At 67.0% G+C, this 17,397-nt stretch carries 13 protein-coding genes; 4 read left to right on the forward strand and 9 right to left on the reverse strand.

The window, feature by feature from the left end:
- Positions 1-33: 33 nt before the first annotated feature.
- Positions 34-3,234, reverse strand: a complete 3,201-nt coding sequence (locus tag OEY_RS0120575; RefSeq protein WP_010595661.1) for a type I restriction endonuclease subunit R — start codon at positions 3,232-3,234, stop codon at positions 34-36.
- Between the two features lie 187 nt (positions 3,235-3,421).
- Between OEY_RS0120575 and OEY_RS0120580 the strand changes: the two genes are divergently transcribed.
- The 3 genes from OEY_RS0120580 to OEY_RS0120590 all read left to right on the forward strand — a co-directional run bounded on the left by OEY_RS0120580 (position 3,422) and on the right by OEY_RS0120590 (position 5,382).
- Complete coding sequence (locus tag OEY_RS0120580) at positions 3,422-3,904, forward strand: hypothetical protein (RefSeq protein WP_010595662.1); 483 nt, start codon at positions 3,422-3,424, stop codon at positions 3,902-3,904.
- Between the two features lie 32 nt (positions 3,905-3,936).
- Positions 3,937-4,608 (forward strand): DUF4352 domain-containing protein, encoded by a 672-nt coding sequence (locus tag OEY_RS0120585; protein WP_010595663.1) that lies wholly within the window; start codon positions 3,937-3,939, stop codon positions 4,606-4,608.
- Between the two features lie 174 nt (positions 4,609-4,782).
- On the forward strand, positions 4,783-5,382 hold the full coding sequence (locus tag OEY_RS0120590) for a DUF2510 domain-containing protein (RefSeq protein ID WP_010595664.1): 600 nt from the start codon (positions 4,783-4,785) through the stop codon (positions 5,380-5,382).
- 151 nt (positions 5,383-5,533) lie between these two features.
- Here the strand turns inward: OEY_RS0120590 and OEY_RS0120595 are convergent, their stop codons facing one another.
- From OEY_RS0120595 to OEY_RS0120630, 8 genes are all read right to left on the reverse strand, one after another.
- The gene (locus OEY_RS0120595; protein WP_225223308.1) at positions 5,534-5,794 is read right to left on the reverse strand and encodes a HepT-like ribonuclease domain-containing protein; all 261 of its coding nucleotides are present in this window, start codon (positions 5,792-5,794) and stop codon (positions 5,534-5,536) included.
- Between the two features lie 109 nt (positions 5,795-5,903).
- Positions 5,904-6,362, reverse strand: a complete 459-nt coding sequence (locus tag OEY_RS0120600) for an XRE family transcriptional regulator (RefSeq protein WP_010595666.1) — start codon at positions 6,360-6,362, stop codon at positions 5,904-5,906.
- 155 nt (positions 6,363-6,517) lie between these two features.
- Positions 6,518-7,324: an acyl-CoA thioesterase domain-containing protein gene (locus tag OEY_RS0120605; protein ID WP_010595667.1), complete on the reverse strand. Its 807-nt coding sequence runs from the start codon at positions 7,322-7,324 to the stop codon at positions 6,518-6,520.
- Positions 7,325-7,362: 38 nt separating this feature from the next.
- Positions 7,363-8,616: a hypothetical protein gene (locus OEY_RS0120610; protein WP_010595668.1), complete on the reverse strand. Its 1,254-nt coding sequence runs from the start codon at positions 8,614-8,616 to the stop codon at positions 7,363-7,365.
- 82 nt (positions 8,617-8,698) lie between these two features.
- Positions 8,699-9,859 (reverse strand): alpha-hydroxy acid oxidase, encoded by a 1,161-nt coding sequence (locus OEY_RS0120615; RefSeq protein ID WP_234420130.1) that lies wholly within the window; start codon positions 9,857-9,859, stop codon positions 8,699-8,701.
- A gap of 233 nt (positions 9,860-10,092) precedes the next feature.
- Complete coding sequence (locus OEY_RS0120620; protein ID WP_043805633.1) at positions 10,093-11,802, reverse strand: dihydroxy-acid dehydratase; 1,710 nt, start codon at positions 11,800-11,802, stop codon at positions 10,093-10,095.
- Positions 11,803-11,856: 54 nt separating this feature from the next.
- Complete coding sequence (locus OEY_RS0120625) at positions 11,857-12,813, reverse strand: 2-hydroxyacid dehydrogenase (RefSeq protein WP_010595671.1); 957 nt, start codon at positions 12,811-12,813, stop codon at positions 11,857-11,859.
- Positions 12,814-12,836: 23 nt separating this feature from the next.
- Positions 12,837-16,370 (reverse strand): indolepyruvate ferredoxin oxidoreductase family protein, encoded by a 3,534-nt coding sequence (locus OEY_RS0120630; protein ID WP_010595672.1) that lies wholly within the window; start codon positions 16,368-16,370, stop codon positions 12,837-12,839.
- Positions 16,371-16,397: 27 nt separating this feature from the next.
- Here OEY_RS0120630 and OEY_RS0120635 point away from each other — a divergent pair.
- A partial coding sequence (locus tag OEY_RS0120635) for a hypothetical protein (RefSeq protein ID WP_237713771.1) occupies positions 16,398-17,397 on the forward strand: 1,000 nt, incomplete at its 3' end.

Raw genomic sequence — 17,397 nt, forward strand, 5'->3', positions numbered from 1 at the left:
CCACCCTCCAGTACGCGCGCGCAGAACGCACCCTCACGCCGCCATCGTCGGAGCGATCGCCTCCATCTGTTCGAGTACCAGCTTGATCGCGCCTGCCTGCCGATCCGGCGGGTATTTGTACCGCGTGAGCAGCCGCTTGATCTGCGAGCGCAACTTGGCCTTGACGTCGGCCCGCACGCGCCAGTCGGTCCTGACGTCGCGACGCATGACGGCGACGAGTTCCCGGGCGATCTGGGCGAGCACATCGTCGCCCTGCTCGGTGACGGCGGATTCGTTCTGGGCCACGGCGTCGTAGAAGGCGAGTTCGTGCCAGTCCAGCGGCGGATCGAAGCGGCGGCCGCGGTCGCCCTCGGCCTGCACCTCCTGCGCGACCTCGACCAGCGCGGCGATCACCTCCGCCGAGGTGAGCTGCGAATTGGTGTACTTGTTCATCAGCTCCTGCAGGCGTTGTGAGAACGCTCGCTGACGTACCAGATTGTGCCGTGCGACCTTTCGCGCCTCCTCGTTGATGAGCTTGCGAAGCGCCTCGATCGCGAGGTTCGGGTTCTTCGCGTGTTCGGCCCGTGCCAGGAACTCCGCATTGAGTTCGGTGAGCGAGGGCCGCGGAATGCCGGCGGCGTCGTAGATGTCGAGTACCTCGCCCGATTCGACCGAGGCGGCCATGAGCTGACGCAAGGCGCGCCGCACGTCCTCCGGAACAGCGAGCCCCCGCGCCTGCCGATCCTCGGCGTCGAACTTCGCCATGTAGACGCGGACTTCCTCGAAGAACTTCGCGTCGGCGGCCAGCCCTCCCAGATCGGGATGGGTGCCGCAGATCGCCCAGGAACGGGACAGTTGGGAGGAGAATTTCCGGAAGCGGGCCGCAAGAGTCTCGTCCCCTTCCGGCACCCGGTTCTCCGGAAGCTTCGGGTCGCGCAGGTAGTTCACGGTGGCGAGCACGGCTTCGATATAGCTACGCGGTCCGGTGGCGGACCGGAGGCGCGACCGCCAGTCGAAACCGTGCAGCATGTTCGCGAGCACCGTGAGCAGGTTCTTGACGGCGTCGACGGACTCCTCGATCGGCCGGCCCAGCGGTTTGGTCTCCTGATCGGTCGCCGTGTACTCGGCCAGCGCCTCGGCGAGGTTGTCGGCGACGGGCGCGTAGGCCACGAGCAGCCCGTCGCGCTTGCCGCGGAAGGTGCGGTTGACCCGGGCGAGGGCCTGCATGAGCAGCGCACCCTTCAACGGCCGGTCGAGGTAGAGGGTGTGCAGCGGCGGCGCATCGAAGCCGGTGAGGAGCATGTCCTTGACGATGACGATTTCGAGCTCGTCATCGATGTCCTTGAGTCGCTTCTTGATCGCGGCGTTCGCCGAGTCGCGGCGCACATGTCTGTCGATCGGCGGCTGATCGGCCGCGGTTCCCGAGTAGACGACTTTGATTCGCCCGCTGGAGATCTCGTCCGAATGCCAATCCGGGCGCAGCGCGACGATCTCGTCGTAGAGATTGGCGCAGATCTCGCGGGTCGCGCACACGATCAGGGCCTTGCCGGGCGCGGTGGGGTTGTCGTCGGACCCGACGAATTTGGCCATCTGCTCGCGGCGACTCTCCCAGTGCTCGACGAGGTCGGCGGCGAGCTTGTGCAGCCGGGCCGGCGCGCCGTAGACGGCGTTGACGACCGCGACGGACTTCTCGATGCGGTCGCGGTCGGTGTCGTCGAGTCCGACGGTGAGTTCGTCGGCGGACGCGTCGATCTGCTCCTCGGTCACGTCGCCGGCGAACGCGACCTTGACCAGCCGGCTTTCGAAGTGGACCGGGACGGTGGCGCCGTCCTCGACCGCACGGGTGAGGTCGTAGACGTCGATGTAGTCGCCGAACACCGCCCGGGTGTCCCGGTCCTCGAACGAGACGGGCGTGCCGGTGAAGGCGATGAGGGTCGCGTGCGGCAGCGCGTCGCGCAGGTGGCGCGCGTAGCCGTCGAGGTTGTCGTAGTGGCTGCGGTGCGCCTCGTCGACGATGACGATGACGTTGCGCCGGGCCGAGAGGAGGGGGTGGCTGTGGCCGGATTCGCGTTCGTCGCGGCTGCGCCCGAATTTCTGCAGGGTCGTGAAGTAGATCCCGCCGGTTGTCCGGCCGGACAGTTCCTGTCGGAGTTCGTCACGGCGCCGAATCTGCCGCGGCTTCTCGGGGAGCAGCTGGGAGCGCAGAAACGTCTCGTAGAGTTGGCCGTCGAGTTCGTTGCGGTCGGTGATGACGACGACGGTCGGGTTGGCGAGCCGGGGGTGGCGGATCACCTGGTTCGCGTACAGCTCCATTTCCATCGACTTACCGGAGCCCTGGGTATGCCAGACGACGCCGGCCTTGCCCTCGGAGTCGACGGCGTGCACGGTCGACGCGACGGCTTTGGTGACGGCGAAGTACTGGTGCGGCTTGGCGATGCGCTTGATCAGCCCGCCCTCGCTCTGATCGAACGCCGTGAAGTCGCGTACGAGCTGCAGGAACCGTTCGAGGTTGAACAGCCCGTACAGGGCGACGTCTAGGGCTGTGTGGTCGCCGGTGGGTTCGATCGGGCGGCCGTCGTCGTCGACGTTCCAGGGGGAGAAGTGTTCGTACGGGGTGAAGGGCGTCCCGTACTTGGCGGTGATGCCGTCGGAGACGAGCGCGACGACGGCGAAGCGGAACGCGAGCGGGAACTCTCGTAGGTAGGTGTGCAGCTGGGCGTGGGCACCGTTGAGCCCGGCATGCTCGCTGCCGGCGTTCTTCAGTTCGATCACCGCGACGGGCATCCCGTTGAGGTACAGAACCACGTCGAAGCGGCGCTCATGGTCGCCGCGGATTACGGTCACCTGACGCGCGGCGAGCCAGTCGTTGTCGTCCGGGTCCACGGAAATCAGGCGGATCGTGGGTGTGACCTCCACGCCGCTGTCGTCGACATAGTTGATCTTGCGCAAGCCTTCGGTGAGGTATGCGTGCACGGCGCGATTCTCCGAGATCGCGTCGGTGGATCCGGCGGTGGTGACCACGTCCACGGCCTGCTCGATCACCTGGGGCGGCAGGTCGGGGTTCAGCCGGGCGAGCGCCGTGCGCAGGCGCGGCTCGATCACCAAGTCGTCCCACGACGAGCGTTCCCCGCTGCCAGGGGCGATGTCCACTCCGGACACGGGACGCCAGCCCAGTTCGCCGAGGGTGTCGAGCGCGAGCTGCTCCCACACCGACTCGTTCAGGCTGTGGCCCGTGAAATCCAGGATGTCTGCCATGGCACCAACTTAAGAGGTCGGCTCGCGTCGAGCGAGCAGGCGGGCGGTGATCTGTCGAGACTTGTCGTCGATTGCACGGGGCGCTATCAGTCGATTGATAACCCGCGTTATCGCGTTCAAGGTACTGCGATTGAGCTACTCGGGTCGAAGCTGGGAGCGTCCCGCACCGCTCGATCGAGGAGATCTTGTGACGTACCCGAGCCTTCATCCCGCCCCTGCGGCCGAGGTCGATTCGTCCCGGCGCGCCTTCCGTCGGGGTTTCACCGTCGGCGTCGCCGCCGCCCTCGCCGTCGGTGCGCTGGTGACGGGGGTCGTGCTCGTGGTGCGGAACATCGCCGGCCCGGACTCGTTCACGGTGGGCGGCACGATGACGCTGCAGGACGGATTCACCCCCAGTTCCGCGACGCAGTTCGACTGCGAGGGCGAGGGTGGCTACTCCGACATGTCCCCCGCGGCGGCGGTGACTGTCTCGGACCAGTCCGGCACCCTCCTCGCCAAAGGCCGGCTCGACGGCAGCATCGACATGGGCGACAGCTGCATCTTCACGTTCGCCGTCGCGGACGTCCCGCGCGGGGCCGCCTTCTACGAGGTGGAGATCTCCCACCGCGGAGGCATTTCGTTCACCGAGTCCGAAGCCGAGGACGGCATCTCCCTCAGCCTCGGCGACTGATCACCCATCTTCCATTCGAAAGCAGGTTTGTCGTGAACCAGAACGATCCGCGTATCCAGCCGCCGCAGGGCTTCCCGGCCCCGCAGTACCCGGGCTGGCAGAACTCGGCCGTCCAGCCGCAGCCGCCGCAGAAGAAGCGCAAGAAGTGGCCGTGGGTCGTCGGAGCCGTCGTCGCGCTGTTCGTGATTGCCGGTGTGTCCGGCGGTGACGAAGAGGACTCCTCCACGGCGACCGCGCCGTCGGCCGGGCAGACCCGAGAAGATCGGGAGTCGGCACCGTCCCGCCCCACCCAGGCCGAGCAGCCGGCCGCAGGGCTCGACACCCCGGTGCGCGACGGCAAGTTCGAGTTCGTCGTCACCGAGGTGCAGACCGGGCTGACCACGTTGGGCGACAACCAGTTCCTGGCCGAGGAAGCCCAGGGCCAGTTCGTCATCGTGACGATGACGGTCTCCAACATCTCCGATCAGCCGAAGGGTCTGAGCCCGAGCGATCAGAAGTTGATCGACTCCCAGGGCCGCACGTTCAGCCCGGACACGTCCGCCGCGCTGAACCTGGAGACCGACGTCGCGTTCTGGGACGAGATCAACCCCGGCAACACCGTCACGATGCCGGTCGTGTTCGACATGCCGGTCGATGCGGTTCCCGCCTCGATCGAACTGCACGACTCCATGTTCTCCGGCGGAGTCACCGTCTCCCTGCGGTGACGTCCCCGGGGCCGGTGCGCCCGCGAGGGGTCGGGCGCACCGGCACTTCCCCGCCTCGGGGAGCGAGCGAATGTATCGCTCGTCCGACCCCCTCCCATCCCGAGCGAATGCCTCGCTCACCACCTCAGAACGGCGCCCGCTCCTGGGGTCGATTCTCAGACGAAGGGCAAGACGATGTCGGACGACAAGACGCCCGCACCCGCCGGCTGGTACCCCGATCCGAACGGGGGCCAGCGTTACTGGGACGGCACCCGGTGGCTGGACTTCCCCGGCTCCGGCGCCGTCGACGGCAAGAAGCGCCGAATCAGGAAGAAGCCGCTCCTGATCATGCTGGCAGTCCTGCTGCTCGCCGTGGGTGGTGGGGCGCTCACCTGGAAGCTGAATCACGACGCCCAGGTTGCGGCGCAGGTCGCGGCGGCAGAGGAAGCTGCACAGCGCGAAGCGGAACGCCTGGCCGCCGAGAAGGCGGCGCAGCAGCAACGCGACAACGCCGAGCGCGCCTCCCGCGCGCGATCCGTCTCTGAGATCGAGTCGAGTGTGGAGCAGATGGCGAACAAGCACATCGACAACGGAATGTTCGACGGGCCGGTGATCGAGGTGACCTGCTCACCCGTCAACGGCGGGTCCACCGACAACCTCACCGAGACGACGACGGTGTTCGAGTGCTTCGTCGCGACCGAGGACAACGGCGACGGCACGATGAGCGGGTACAAGTACCACGCGACGATGAACTGGACGACGGGCAGCTTCACCTACGGGTTCGGGGCGCCGTAGCGACGACGACAGCCGCACGCTTCGGCGTCCTGTCGCACCTCAGGACGTTACGCCCGTCCCTCCACACCTGCGCCGTACATCGACAACGAAAGCGACGGTTGTCGATGTACGGCGCCGTCCAGACTGCGAGGCGAGCGGCAGAGGGCCGAGCTCAGTGGCGCAGTCCCAGCGTGGCGCTCAGCTCGGGAATCCGCGTCGCCAGGGCCGAGTACACGAGACGGTCGTTCACCTTGTCGTAGTGGTGTGCGATCAGGTTTCGCATCCGTCCGATCGCAACCCAGTCGACGCCGGGGAACTCGGACTTGAACGTCTCCGGCAACTTCTCGACGACCGTGGCCACCTGGATCAGGATGTGCCGACCGTTGTTCCGCAGCACGCGCCCGTGGGGACTGTCCTCCAGGTAGGCCTCCAAGCCGAGTCCCACCGTGTAGGACGCGTCTGCCGCGAAATCGGCGAGGTCCTGCAAACGACGGCGAACGCGCTCATCCGCATATTTCTCCGGCGTCACAAGTTCTCCGACGTCACAGCGCCACGGCTTCCTTTCGGGCGCGGTCCCCCACGCGCCCCCCGGCTCGCCCGTCGACGATCTCGACCCGCACGGTGAGCAGGTCTTCCAAAGCTTGCTGCAACTCGAGCAGATCGACGATGTCGTGGCGATCGCTGAAATCCACGATGAGGTCGATATCCGAGGCGAAGTCGTCGTCGCCGCGCGCCACAGATCCGAACACCCTCGGGTTCGGCAGCCCTGCCTCGGCGAAGAGCTCGCACACTTCTCCACGTCGGGCTGCCAGAGCCTCGGAGGGACGAACGGGCAGGGCTGCCGTCAGCGCCGAACGAGCCGGCTCGGACGGCTGCCGTCGTCCTGTCTCGATCGCGGCGATCAGGGGTTGCTTGATGCCGGAGCGCTCGGCGAGCTCCCGCTGCGAGAGACCCAGAATCCCCCGCCGGATGCGAACGAAGTCACCGAAGCCGACAGCCACGACATCACGATAACAGGTGTTGTTATCGCTTGAAGCGATGTGGGCCGGATGCGGCCCATGCCCCCCGGGGAGTCACGGGTTCGCTCGAATGTGCAGTTCTCGTGACGACTCGCCGGGCAACCACCACGAGAACTGCACGCTCGGCACAGTGCCGCTCAACCGAAGTTCACCTGACGACGAGCGTTCGCCAGGCACGTGACGGCGCCCGTCCCGAACGGGCCGAGCCGGTCGAACAGCACCGAGGTGCCCACCGCGACGCCGTCGGCGCTGAGGTGGTGGTCGGCTTCGACGCCGACCTCGGTGCCGACGGGCAGCCGCGAGAGGGTCCGGGTGAGATCGCCGTTGATGAAGCCGACGCCCTCGTCGCTCCAGTTGGCCATGAAACTGGTGCCCTCGCCGACGACCGCGGTCCGCACGAACGGCGACATCTCCTCCCCCACGAGCACCGGAATCTGCCGGGACCACATGCGTTTCCGGCTCGCGTTCTGGTGCTCGGCCCGCACCTGCGACCAGCCCTCGGGGTGCGCGTCGCTGCCGAACCAGGTGCGCGCGAATCCGGTCTCCGGGCCGTCGAACGCCTCGGCGGGCGGCGTCGGGTGCTCGTCCCGGGTCCACACCGTGCCCGGCGGCTGCTCGGACGGGCGCAGGTAGACGACGGTTCCGCGGGCGGTGACGTCGTCGCCCTGGATGAGGTAGGCGTCGGCGACGCGGATGCGGTTGCCGTCGCGCACGCGGGTCGTCTCGAACCGCACGGGCGCGTTCTGCACCGGCCGGAACAGGTCGACGGTGAGCCGGGCGGGGACGAACCCGTCGGGACCGTGGTCCTTGTCGAGCTCCCGGGCGAGCAGGCCGGTCACGCACGGCCCGGCCAGCATGGTCGACGACCAGGGGCTGACGGCGTACTTCGTGGGAAGGTACGTGCCGTCGGATTCGGTGAAGTATCCGCGCGTGGAGTCAGGCATGCTCGGATTCTCGCAGTGTCCGTTTCCGCGGCTCCCGGTCAGGTTCCGACGTCCTCGCTCGCGCTGCGGTATCGAAGCCATGCCATCGCCGCACCGCAGGCCAGGACGGCGGCGGTCGTCGCACCCACCGACGTCCACGTCCACGCACTCGGGCTCCACCCGGCCGGGTCGTCGGTGAGCGGGGTGTAGGCCGTCCACCCGAACTGCGCGAGCAGCGGCAGCGCCAGCACCGCCAGCAGGGTCAGCGAGGTGGCGGTCACGGGCGCCGTCGACGGCAGTGACGCGACGATCGAGTACGCGGCGGCGAACGGCACCACAAGGATCGTCGCCACAAAATTCGCGTTGTCCCACGGGGGACGATCGAAGATCCCGGCAGCCGCGGCGAGCGCGAGCAGACCGACACCGATCAGCGGGATCGGCCTGCGGCGACCCAGCCACACACCGACGGCCACAAGAGCCGGCGCGATCAGCAGCGCCGGCCACGCCGCCGGCGACCACGAGACGGTACCGCCCACGGCGACGACCACCGCCGTCGCCGCCAGGAGCACCGTCCCCGTCCGTCCCCGCAGCCACAGCGCCGCGGCGATGAGCACAGGCACCGCCACCAGGCCCAGCAACCATCGCCCTTCCCCGGCATCGTCCAGAGAGAACAGAGCGTGGTGGAACGACCAGTACAACCCCACCCCGAGGATCGGCACACCGATACCCACGGCCACCTCCCGCCCGCGGGCCCGAGACGCGTCGACCGGCGCCGTGTCGTTTGCGGCGGTCAGCGCCACCACCCCCGCCGCGACGGCGGTGACGATCGCCAGCGGCAGCCACACGGCATTGACCGGTTGCACGCTCGCTGCCAGGTAGGACGCGTACCGCTGAGGCGCCGAGTCCAGCTCACGGAACTGTGCGAGCGGCTCGGCCGTCAGCAGCCCGGCCACCACCGCTCCGACGAGGGCGGCGTGCAGCTTTCCGGTGCCCAGCACGACGAGCGCGCCGAGCAGCAGGCCCGCGCCGATCGTCGCGGCGTACATGTCGAACCGCCACCCTCCCGGCAGCGCGACGACGGCCACGACCATCGCCCCGACCAGGGCGGGCGCAAGCGCGCGCCGACGAATCGATGCCGCCACCGCCAGCGCCGCGAGCCCCCCGGCTGCGGCGGCGGCGACGTCGGAGGTGAACACCGGGCCGGGCAGAAACCCGTCGGCCAAGGGATAGGTGTCGACGCTCGGGGCGGCCAGCACCAGCCCCGCGGTGAAGCCGCCGACGACGAGAAGGACATACCGGACCGAAGACGCCACTGTGTCACCTTCCCAGGGAGGTCCGCTCCGGATGGGTTCGACGCACCGGTGCCTTCGAAATGCCCCCGTCGCGCATCGAAAACTATCCGATCACCGGCACAGTCCCCGGTGCGGCCGGATCGAAGCGGGTCGACATCGAATCCCCGAGGGGGCTCGGCGCCAGGGTGACGTGACGTCGATCCAACTTCGCCACCGCGTCGACGCCGAGAAGCCGAAGGTGGTGGTCGAGGCCGTGACGGAAGATCTCGATCGCGTGCCCGACCCCGCGCTCCCCGGCCGCCATGAGGCCGTAGAGGTAGGGGCGGCCGACGAAAACTGCGGTCGCGCCGAGAGCAACGGCTGCGGCGATGTCCGCGCCCTCGCGTACGCCGCCGTCGAGAAAAACCGATGCGTCGGCGCCTACGGCGTCCACGATCGGCTCGAGCGCGTCCAGCGGGGCGACGGTCCGATCGAGTTGGCGGCCGCCGTGGTTCGAAACGACGACGCCGTCGGCACCGAGGTCGACGGCCCGACGGGCCAACTGCGGGTCGAGTATTCCCTTGACGACAAGCGGTCCGTCCCATGCTGCACGTACCCACGAGATTTCGTCGAAACCGAAGTTCGAGTCCGTGACAGCCTGGAGCCGCGACCACATGTCGCCCTTCCCTGCCAGCGGGAACGACGCCAAGTCGAGCGGTTCCGACGTCGCTGCTCCTGTGAGCCACCCCGGGTGCCGTGCCATCCGCACCATGCTCCCGAATCCGACCTTCGCCGGGATGGAGAATCCGTTTCGGCTGTCGCGGCGTCGGTCCCCGGCGACCGGCGTATCGACGGTCAGTACGAGAACGCGGTATCCCTCAGTTTCGGCTCGACGCACCAGGTCGAGCGTCAAGACTCGATCCCGCAACACATAGAGCTGGAACCACAGATCGGGCCGCGGATCGATTCGAGCGATGTCTTCGATGGAACACGTGGCCGGAGTCGACAGCGTGTACGGGATGCCGGCGGCTCCTGCGGCCTTGGCCACAGCCGATTCCCCCGCCGTGTGCGCGAGCCTGGTGAACCCGGTCGGTCCGAGCACGAGCGGCACGGCCTGGCGCTTTCCGAACACCTCGACCGAGAGATCGATATCGATACCGGCTGTGGCGCCGACCGGGCCGGGATGGTTGTACACGCGATCGAATGCTTCCAGCGCCCGCACCTTACCGCTCTCGGTACCGGCAGCACCGTCGACGAAGTCGAACACCGGACGAGGGGTGCGCACGCGTGCCGCTTCCCTGAGGTCTTCGATGGTCGGACACCGGTCGAGTACGCGTTCGGCGGGATCGGACTTGGGAAAGCGGAGGTCGAGCATGCTCCACAAGTAGGGAAGGTTTCGAAGTGCAGTGCGTACCCGTGTCGTCACCATGTCCGAAGTGAACTTCTTTCTCGCCGATGATGCGAAGCCGATGCCGAGTCGCCGAAGCGACCCGCGTGATGCGTCTCGATTGCGACGGGTCACTCGTTTTCGGGTGTTTCGATCTCCCACTTCAGGTTTCCGCTGTGAGTGACTGCTCCCCTGTCCGCAGACCCCACCAGACGAGCGTACTTCTCGGAGGCTCCGGCCAACGGTGTTTCCCGGTGCCGGGGCGTCAGCTCGCGGCGCCGGCGTTCGAGTTCGCTGTGGGCGACCAGCAACTCGATCGTTCCTGCCACTGCGTCGATACGAATTCGGTCACCGTTCTCCACGAGTGCGATCGGTCCGCCGTCCGCAGCCTCCGGGCACACGTGGCCCACACACAGCCCACGGGTGCCACCGGAGAACCGCCCGTCGGTCACCAGCGCCGTCTTCTCCGCCATACCCTGACCGACGATCGCGGATGTCACGCTCAGCATCTCCCGCATGCCAGGACCGCCCTTGGGACCTTCGTTACGGATGACGACGACATCTCCCTCGGTGTACTCGCGCCGCCGGACGGCTCGGTACGCGTCCTGCTCGGATTCGAAGACACGTGCTGTTCCCTCGAACGAGAGTTTCGGTGCCGCCGACACCTTGATCACGGCTCCGTCCGGGGCCAGACTTCCGGTCAGAACGACCAGACCGCCGGAAGCGCGGATCGGATCGTCGGTGCTCCGCACCACATCACCGTCGGGCTCGGCGACGTCGGCGAGCGCGGTGGCAAGCGACCGGCCGTCGAACGTCAGTGCGTCACCGTGGAGGTACCCCCCGTCCAGCAGCGCCTTGAGCACCACGGGGACTCCCCCGATCCGGTGCAGGTCGTGCGGCACGTACGGGCCACCGGGCGTGAGTGCCGCGATGTGCGGCGTGCGTCGGAAGACCTCCGCGAGATCCTTCATCCGGAAGTCGATTCCGGCTTCGTGGGCGATCGCCGGCAGGTGCAGTGCCGCGTTCGTCGTGCCGCCGGTCGCAGCCACCACCGCTGCCGCGTTCTCGAGGCTCCGCCGGGTCACCACTTCACGGGGCAGCGGGCCGCCCCGGCGCAGGTTTTCCATCAGCTGCTCACCGGCACGGCGGGCCACCGCCTGACGTTCGGTGTATGCCGCGGGAATGGTCGTGGTTCCCAGCGGTGCCAGACCCAGGGTCTCCGCATAGGCACCACCTGTTCCGGACGAGAATTGACCGGGGCACGAGCCGACGGTCGACTGGACGTCGTGCGCCATGCGCTCCAACTCGTCGGCAGCCATCAGGCCCGCCTGTACCTTTCCGATGCCTTCGAGGACCGACAGAGGATTGGTCGGCTTACCGTCGACGAATCCGAGCAGCATCGTGCCGCCGTGCAGGAACAGACTCGGCACGTTCAACCGCACCATCGCCATCAGCATGCCGGGGATGGTCTTGTCACACGCCCCCACGCCGACCAGCGCGTCGTACTGCTGGGCGCGCATCACGATCTCCACGGAGTCGGCGATGGCTTCCCGCGACATCAGTGAATATCGCATGCCCTCGTGATTCTGCGTGAGCACATCGGACACCGAGATCGTGGAGAACTCCCGCGCGGTGCCTCCACCGACCTCGACACCTAGCTTGGCGGCGTCGACCTGGGACTTCAGTGACTGTGAGCACGGGCTGACCTCGCCCAACGTATGAGCGACACCGATGAACGGCTGATCGATGGCCCGGTCGTCGAGGCCGGTCGCCCGCAACTGATAACGGTGCAGGGTCCGCTCCACACCGCGAGTGACGATCCGAGATCTGTAGTCAGGCATGTTTTTCCAATCCAGTGACGAAGATGTGATTCGACGGGCTGTGCAGCCCACCGTTCACCGGTCGATCGGCGACGGTTCGAACTGTGCGGTCGCACCGCCGCGGGGCGCGACGACCGGTGTGACGAACGTGCCGTCGGTGAGGAACTGCCGAAGGTTGTCGAGGAACAGTTCGCCCATCGCGGCGCGGGTTCGCTCCGTTGCGCTTCCGACGTGCGGCAGCAACACGGTGTTGTCGAGCCGGCGCAGCGGTTCCGGCACGTTCGGTTCGTCGACGTACACGTCGAGGCCGGCACCTGCCAACCCGCCGGTGCCGAGTAGGTCGACGAGAGCTTGCTCGTCGACGAGATGTCCTCGGGCTATGTTGATCAGGTATCCGTTCGGGCCGAGGGCCTGCAGCACTGCGCGGTCGATCATCCCGGTGTTGTCGGGGCTGCCGGACGCGGCGACGATCAACGCATCCGACCGGGACGCCAGCTCGATCGGATCGTCGACGTACGGGTACGCCACGTCGGGATCGGGACGACGATTGTGGTAGGCGACCGGACACCCGAACGCCGACAGTCGTGTGGCGACGGCACGACCGATGCGGCCGAGTCCCACGATGCCGATGTGCATTCCGCTGACGTTGCGGGTTGTCGGGAACAGGCCTTCTGCCCACCGCCCGGCCCGAACGTACCGGTCCGCCGCGGGGAATCGGCGCACAACGTTGATCAGCAGTCCGACCGCGGTGTCTGCGACGCATTCGTCGAGCACGCCCGGGGTATTGCTCACCCCGATACCCCGCTGCGCCGCGTGGTCGACGTCGATGTTGTCGATGCCGACACCGAGGTTCACCACGGCCTGCAAACGTGGCAGCCGGTCCATCAGAGGCGCGTCGACCGTTCCGAGCGAGGAGCACGCGACGATGTCGGCGTCGTCGACGCGTGCGGCACCGTCGGACAGTACGGCCACGTCGAACCGTGCGGACAGTGCGGCCGCGACTTCTGCCGGGAAGGGCTCGACCACCAGCACCCGAACCGGGCGTGCAACGGGTGTCACGATGCGACCCCCTCGAAGAACCCGCTGCGCAACGAGGTGAGCCGGGCGTTGTACTCGTCGACGTTGGCGAGCTTGACGTGTTCGTAGCCGCGCACCACGTCCGGTGCAGAAGCGACCTCCACGGCCGCTGCGTGGTTGTCGGTGCGGAGTGCATTGCCGAGTTCGTCGATCACGCGAATGTAGTCGTCGACCAGTTCACGTTCCAGCCGTCGCATCCGGGTGTAGCCGAACAGGTCGAGGCGTGTACCGCGCACCTTTCTCGCCGCGCGAAGCGCGACGTACACGACCGAGAACCACGGTCCGAGAGAAATCTTGTTCTTCATGCCCATCGCCCGCAGGATCGGCGGATGCAGCTTCCAGGTGATCTTCGCCTTGGGGCCGTAGTCTCGCGTGATCCTGCTGCGTTCGACTGCATCGAGCGCAAGGCGCGCCACCTCGTACTCGTCCTTGTATGCCATCAGCCGATACAGGTTCGCTGCGACGGCCGCGGTGAAGTCGTTCACGCCCGGAGTGGCGTCGCGCTCCGCGGTATGGGCTCGGGCCACCACGTCGACGTAGCGACGCGCGTATTCGGCGTTCTGGTAGTCGATGAGATCCTCGGAGAAGCGCGCGATGGTGTGCCACAGTTCGGTGTCGCGCTCCACACCGGTCGAGTCCGCCAGTCGCACCGCGGTAGCGCTCGGCGTCTTCCGATTCTCGGTGGCGGGGTCCAGCTGCACGAGGGCGTCGTCGAGTCCGGCCGGATCGCTGACCGACTGACGCCCCCGCCGGAACGCTTGCAGATTCGTCTCGACCGAGACACCGTTGATTTCGATCGCTCGTTCGATCGCTGCAGCCGACAGCGGTAAGGCGCCCGCCTGGTACGCCACTCCGACGAGCATCATGTTCGCGTACTGGTCACTGCCGAACAGCTCGAGCGACAACCGCTGAACGTCGACGTAGGTGTTGCGGTCGGCGCGGGTGCGGGCATCGATCCGCCCGGTGAGAGGACCCTGATCGACGAATGCTGTCTCCGGGTTACGAATCATCGCGCCGCTCGGCACCTCGGCTGTGGACACCACCGCAACGGTGCGCTGCGAATCCGCGACGGCCAGATTGTCCGGGTGGCCCGCGACCAGGATGTCGCAGCCCAGATACAGGTCGCATGTCGCGGTCGAGACCTTGGGCGAGAGCGAATGCGCGGCGCGTGTGAACTTCACGTCGCTGACCACCGGACCGGCCTTCTGCGACAGCCCTACCTGGTCGAGGCTGCGCGGCATCAACCCGTCCATGTATCCGGCGACAGCCAGCGTCTGCGCGACCGTCACGATGCCGGTACCGCCGATCCCCGTGATGCGGATGTTGAACTCCTCCGGCGCGTCGGTGGAACCGGCCGGGTCGGGCAGCGCATCGTGGCTCAGGGGCGCGGCGGCCGGGCGTTGCGGCCCCGCATAGTCCTTGTCGGGCACGATCTCCATGAACGACGGGCAGTCACCGGTCATGCAGGTGAGGTCGGAATTGCACGAGGCCTGGTGAATCTGTGTCTTGCGGCCGAACTCGGTGTCGACCGGGACGACGGACAGGCAGTTCGATTTGCGGCCGCAGTCACCGCATCCTTCGCAGATCCGCTCGTTGATCACCACCCGCACCGCCGGTTGCGGCGCCTTGCCGCGTTTGCGATGCCGGCGCAGTTCTGCAGCACAGGGCTGGTCATGGATGAGCACGGTGGTACCGGGGACTGTTCGCAGTTCTTCCTGCAGGGTCAGCAGTTCGGTTCGGTCGTGGACGGTGGTCCTGGCCGGAAGCCGCACACCCTTGTAGTTCTCCGGATGATCGGTCGTGATGCAGATCCGCTCGACCCCCTCCGACGCCAAGGTGCCGGCGAGCTTCGGCACGGTGTACTCCCCGACAGCATCCTGGCCGCCGGTCATCGCCACCGTCGAGTTGTACAGCACCTTGTACGTGATGTTGGTCCTGGCGGCGACCGAGGCCCGGACCGCCATCAATCCCGAGTGCGACAACGTCCCGTCACCGAGGTTCTGGAAGATGTGATCTGCGTGGACGTACGCCTGCTGTCCGATCCACTGGGCACCTTCGCCTCCCATCTGTGTGAGCCCGGTGACATTGCCGACTTGTTCGGGGTCCATGAACGTCGTCATACCGTGGCAACCGATCCCGGCGCCCATCAGCGACCCTTCGGGCGCCTTCGTCGAACTGTTGTGCGGGCATCCCGAGCAGAAGTACGGGGTGCGGGAGGCGATCGTGAGAGGAAGAAGAAGCTTCGACGGCGGAGCCAGCCGACGAAGCCGATCGCGCACCGAAGCGACATCCTTGTTCGCAAGGATCATCGGGGCGAGCGCCCCGGTGATCGCGTCCGCGTCGACACCGCCGTGGCTCGGCAGCACGGCATGCCCGTGCTGGTCGGTCTTGCCGATCACGATCGGGCCGGCCCCGGCACCGTACAGCGCCTCCTTGACCAGAGTCTCGAGGAACGGACCTTTGTCTTCGACCACCAGGATCTTGTTCAACCCATCGGCGAACTGACGCACGATCTGCTCGTCCAGAGGCCAGATCATACCGATCTTGAGGAGGCGGATGCCGGCCGCGGCCAACGCTTCGTCGTCGCCGAGACCCATGTCGGACAACGCCTGCCGTACTTCGAGGTACGGCTGCCCCGCAACGGCGATGCCCAGTACGTCATCGCGTCCAGAGGCCACGATCCGGTTCAAGCCGTTGAGTCGTGCGTATTCGAGGGCGAGGGGCAGTCGAACTTCCAGAAGGTTACGTTCCGCGGCCACCGCGGCCGCTGCCACCGGCTTGGTCATCACCTCGTGGACGTAGCGACGACCGTCGACGAGGGGAAACACAGGGTCGAATCCGTCCGTGTCCGCCTCGACACACGCCAACGAATCTGCGACGTGGGTGGCGACTTTCATGGCCACCCACGCACCACTCGCCCGCGACATCGACACACCGTGCAGGCCCCAGTGCAGCACCTCCTGCGCATCGGCCGGCATCAAGGTCGGAACGAGAGCCGACCGCAGAACCGTTTCCGAACCGCACGGTACCGTCGAGGATTTCGCCGTCGCATCGTCACCGCAGAAGGCCAGGACCCCGCCGTCCGCACTCGTCCCCATCAGGTTTCCGTGCCGGATCGCGTCGAGCGCCTGGTCGACCCCAGGTGCCTTGCCGTACCAGTAGCCCGAGACTCCGGCATACGGCGAACCCAACTGCCCCACCGACTGAGTTCCCTGCACCGCAGTCGCAGCGAGAAACTCGTTCATCCCCGGCACGAAGTCGACGCCGTGCTCCGCCAGCAGCCCCGAAATGGGTCGCATGGTGAAATCGAGCGTCCCCAGTGGCGATCCCTGGTAGCCGCTGACGAAGGCTCGGGTGCGCAGTTCGTTGCGCGCGTCGATCCGGCGCATGTCGAGCGGCACCCGACACACTGCCTGCACCCCGGTCAGCAGAATTGGGCCGTTGGCGGCCGCGAATCGATCGGCGAGATCGACTCGGCGGGCAAGAGCCTCGGCGGCGGGCATCGACGACATCGGTGTAGCACTCTCCTAAGACTGGACGTGAACACGAAGTTAAAGTGGTCTGATCCGGAATTCCATGACGAAATCCCGCAGAAGGAGACCTCGGATTTGGGCAGAACGCAGAAGAGCCAGGTGCACCTCGTTGCGCTGCTCGCGCAGATCACCGACAAAGGCTCGCAGCTCTCCGACCTCGTGGTGAACCGCATCCGATCCGAGGTACCGCAATACTCGGTGGTGCCACCGGCTTCTCACCGCGAAGTGGTGGCAGGTCAGGTGGCAGGAATCCTTGCCGGATTGCAGGAGCAGAGGACCCCGAGTCCGTCCCAAATTTCCGGGGCCCGAGAACTGGGACGCCGACGTGCCGCACAGGGTATCGCGCTCGGCAATGTGATCGAAGCGTATCACATTGCCTACCGGGAGATCTGGAACGAACTGCTCGAGCTGTCGCGCGCGGAGAATGCCGGCACCAGCGAACCGCTGCTGTCCGTCGTGGCACTGCTGTGGAACTGGTTCCACCGCTTGAGTGCTGCTGTGGCGGAGGGTCATTCCGACGAACTGCGCTCGAACTCGACAACCCGCGCGGTGATTCAGCGGGAATTTCTCCATGCCCTGATTTCGGGAACAGCGTTGCAGCATCGCGCGCTCGCCACCTCCCTCGGATTCGACCCGGACGGACCCTTTCAAGTCGCCTGTATCGAAGGTTTCCCCCGGCACCTGTCTGCTCGCCTCGACGAGGAACTCGCCGGCAATGGTGGCGCGGTACTGTTCGACGACGAACGCATGGTGGTGGTCCTGCAGAATGTTGCGGCACCGGAGTTCCTGGAGCGGTTGCACGCGCTCGCCTCCACCGCGATCGCCGGAGTCGGTCATACCCGTACCGGACTGTCGGGGGCGACGGACAGCGTGAAGGACGCGCAGCTTGTCCTGACCCGGGCCTGCAAGCTCGGCCGCAGCATCACGCTGGCCGAGGATTGGCTCATGGCGATTCTCGACAACTCGGCTGCTCACCTGCGTCCGCTCCTGCGACACGGCACCGAGG

The organism is Rhodococcus sp. P14 (assembly GCF_000256505.1).
In the GTDB taxonomy this organism is placed as follows: Bacteria; Actinomycetota; Actinomycetes; order Mycobacteriales; family Mycobacteriaceae; genus Rhodococcus; species Rhodococcus ruber.

Coding starts and splice junctions, on each gene's coding strand:
- OEY_RS0120575 (WP_010595661.1), bottom strand. CDS start 3,234: ATGGCAGACATCCTGGATTTCACGGGCCACAGCCTGAACGAGTCGGTG.
- OEY_RS0120620 (WP_043805633.1), bottom strand. CDS start 11,802: ATGCCTGACTACAGATCTCGGATCGTCACTCGCGGTGTGGAGCGGACC.
- OEY_RS0120590 (WP_010595664.1), top strand. CDS start 4,783: ATGTCGGACGACAAGACGCCCGCACCCGCCGGCTGGTACCCCGATCCG.
- OEY_RS0120630 (WP_010595672.1), bottom strand. CDS start 16,370: ATGTCGTCGATGCCCGCCGCCGAGGCTCTTGCCCGCCGAGTCGATCTC.
- OEY_RS0120605 (WP_010595667.1), bottom strand. CDS start 7,324: ATGCCTGACTCCACGCGCGGATACTTCACCGAATCCGACGGCACGTAC.